This is a genomic window from Wolbachia endosymbiont of Cylisticus convexus (assembly GCF_003344345.1).
Map to the genome: position 1 here is coordinate 1 of NZ_QPIP01000149.1, position 2,711 is coordinate 2,711.

The following is a 2,711-nucleotide window of genomic DNA, read 5'->3' on the forward strand; positions in this document are numbered from 1 at the left end:
AAACAAGACTTGATCTGACACTTTAGAAAAGTAAGTTATAAAATAATAAAAGAAAGGAGTGTTAGATATGAGTACAATACAAGCAAAAATACTAAAACCAAAGTTAGGGTTATTAGAGCTAGCAAAACAATTAGGAAATGTATCTCAAGCGTATGGGCTACTCAAGAGATACGTTTTATCGATTCAAGGAATTATATGAAAATGGAGGAGAAGAAGCACTGCATGAGATAAGTAAGAAAAAATCACTTATGGCAAACAGAGTTTCCGAAGACATAGAAAGAGCAGATCGCAACAGAATTTCCAGCATATGGACAATAAAGAGCTGCAAATGAGCTGAGAAAAAGGGATTTCCGAAGGTGGTTGTATGGCTAAGAAACGATATTGAAACGTTCAAAAAAAGACTTAAAGCTCTTGAAGCGAAGGTTGCACAAGATGGCATAATTTTAACTGAAGAGCAACTTGCAGCTTTAGAGAAAGTGAAAGAACAAAGATGGTGAAATTGAAACACTGGTTACTTAGGTTCTCAAGACACTTATTATGTAGAAGGGTATAGGACCAGCAAACTTTTATTGATACCTATTCAAGGGTTGCTATGGCAAAGCTTTATACAGACAAAACTGCAATTACTGCTGCAGATCTTCTTAATGATAGAGTCATACCATTCTTTGATGGACAAAAGTACCATTATCCCGCATTTTGACTGATAGGGGTACGGAATACTGTGGCAAACCAGAAAATCACGCTTATCAGCTATATTTAGGAATTGAAAACATTGATCATTCAAGAACTAACCCCACAAACTAATGGCATATGTGAGAGGTTTCATAGAACTATGCAAGATGAGTGTTACAATATTATCTTTAGAAAGAAAATCTACAGTTCTTTGGAAGATTTGCAGATAGATGTTGATCATTGGTTGCGTTCTTACAATGAGACAAGACCTCATTCAGGTAAATATTGCTATGGCAAAACACCGATGCAGACTTTTCTTGATAGCAAACATATTGCTTTTCAGAAAAATATTAGTAGCATCAAACAAGAGACTGATATTAGTTTTAACTACCTCAATCCTTCTGTCAGTTAATTCTTGCCTGTCAGATTAAGTTGTGTCTAGTACACATCAGCTTTACTACGCTCGTTACCTTACGCAGCATAGTGGTCTGTTCCAAACTGCTGGCTAAGCTCTGTCTGGATTGACCAACTGTACTCTAAGCGCTTCTCTTGGCGCACCCATATTTACCTCACATAACCTATTATAATAATAGCATTTTCCAAATTGAAAGTCAAGAATTTCAGATAACATAAACTACACATCTACAGAAGCGTCTCTGAATCTTAAGACACTATGCTTTTTATTACATTCCCATAAACTATTGATATACTTGGTAGTTTTCGCTTTAATAACTGCTTGTTAATGGCAGAATGTATACGATTAACTATTTTAGATGTGTTCTTTGCATCACAGTTAATCAAAATAAAAAGTACCTTATTCTCATCAATACATCCTAGAAAATCATCACTACGGCAATTTTGATAGAAATGTTCTATGATAATTTTTAGTGCATCGTTTGCCTCGTCACAGCTACTATTTAAGCCTATTATTCCTATAACTGCAGTAATTTGGTATTGAAAAGCAAAACTCAATAGAACATATAACTCCAAAATAGTGGACTCATTGTTTGGTATATCAAACAAGTTATGTTTTTCATATTTTTTACCCATCAGATATTTATCCCTAAATATTCTTAACTTATGAAGCAGGCTAATGTCACGTATCAATAGCTCATAATTAATCTTGCTATTAGTAAATTGCGTTGTGCGAAAAACTTTTACCTTTGTTTTTACATCTTCTCCTTTAGCGTCAATTAAGGAAAAACCTATCACTTTTGGCAATATATCCGGCAAATCGCGTCCATCTTCAGTATACTCTAAATAGCTTTTCACATCGTCGGCTGCTCTTGTACTCAAAATATTGATTAACGGCTTATTAAGTAAATTGTCTTCTTCATATTTTAATAAATCCCTTGCGGCTTGATTGAGTCCCGAGATTAACACGTTTTTTTTCTTATTATCCTGACAAACAGATATCACAGCATCATCTTTCCTTCTTGCAGCTATAAAATCTTCCATGCCTTCATTCTATATAACGTGTGTATAAGTATAATAAGATTGTATTAAAATTCATTTACCCATTAATATACTTAATTAGGTATGGATAAACATTAGGAGAGTAGACCAGTGGAACTTCCCCACCAGTCTCTCGCAAAACTGTACGTAAACCTCTCAGCTTATACAGCTTCCATTATTCAGCCTTTTGATCTAACCCTAGTGTCCAGTGATAGAAAATATCCGGAGACCTCTTTCTCACCTTTCCTAGAAATTGTCTTGCTAGTCTTCCGTGACCCCTGAGTCTCTTATATTTCCTTTTGACCCACTTTTCTAGATGCCGCTCTACATTCTTTAGAGATTTGTAGACCTCAGTTCTGTAAAATTTGCCATAGTACTGATACCAGCCTCTGACTATTGGATTTACTTTCTCTGACATCCCCTCTAATGTTATATGCGTATTTCTTAGCATTTTCCATGATCTTATGGTTGTAGTAATCTTTTTCTTGGCCTTGTTGCTAATTGCTGGGAGAAATGAAACAAAATGCTTCCCTATTTTATTTCTTGCTAACCTGGGTCTGAATGTGTAACCCAGAAAATCAAAA

6 protein-coding genes are annotated in these 2,711 nt (G+C 35.0%); 4 read left to right on the forward strand and 2 right to left on the reverse strand.

The features are described from left to right. Positions 1–67: 67 nt before the first annotated feature. The 4 genes from Wcon_RS13530 (at position 68) to Wcon_RS13545 (ending at position 1,084) form a co-directional block, all read left to right on the forward strand. Entirely contained in the window at positions 68–199 is a 132-nt protein-coding gene (locus Wcon_RS13530; RefSeq protein WP_338062146.1) for a hypothetical protein, read from the forward strand. Further along, positions 153–332 carry a helix-turn-helix domain-containing protein gene (locus Wcon_RS13535; RefSeq protein ID WP_458694579.1) on the forward strand — a complete coding sequence of 60 codons (180 nt, stop codon included), beginning with the start codon at positions 153–155 and terminating at the stop codon, positions 330–332. The genes Wcon_RS13530 and Wcon_RS13535 overlap by 47 nt, the downstream gene beginning before the upstream one ends. A gap of 24 nt (positions 333–356) precedes the next feature. Further along, positions 357–497, forward strand: a complete 141-nt coding sequence (locus tag Wcon_RS13540) for a hypothetical protein (protein ID WP_458694580.1) — start codon at positions 357–359, stop codon at positions 495–497. 266 nt (positions 498–763) lie between these two features. After that, on the forward strand, positions 764–1,084 hold the full coding sequence (locus tag Wcon_RS13545; RefSeq protein ID WP_458694584.1) for an integrase core domain-containing protein: 321 nt from the start codon (positions 764–766) through the stop codon (positions 1,082–1,084). Positions 1,085–1,335: 251 nt separating this feature from the next. Here the strand turns inward: Wcon_RS13545 and Wcon_RS09360 are convergent, their stop codons facing one another. Continuing rightward, entirely contained in the window at positions 1,336–2,130 is a 795-nt protein-coding gene (locus Wcon_RS09360; RefSeq protein WP_114517927.1) for a PAS domain-containing protein, read from the reverse strand. Positions 2,131–2,302: 172 nt separating this feature from the next. Then, positions 2,303–2,711: group II intron maturase-specific domain-containing protein (locus Wcon_RS09365; RefSeq protein ID WP_275936935.1), on the reverse strand; the 409-nt coding region annotated here is incomplete at its 5' end.

What these genes read in the sequence shown, in the direction of transcription:
- Wcon_RS13530 (WP_338062146.1), top strand. Translation starts at nt 68, where the DNA reads ATGAGTACAATACAAGCAAAAATACTAAAACCAAAGTTAGGGTTATTA.
- Wcon_RS13535 (WP_458694579.1), top strand. Translation starts at nt 153, where the DNA reads ATGGGCTACTCAAGAGATACGTTTTATCGATTCAAGGAATTATATGAA.
- Wcon_RS09360 (WP_114517927.1), bottom strand. Translation starts at nt 2,130, where the DNA reads ATGGAAGATTTTATAGCTGCAAGAAGGAAAGATGATGCTGTGATATCT.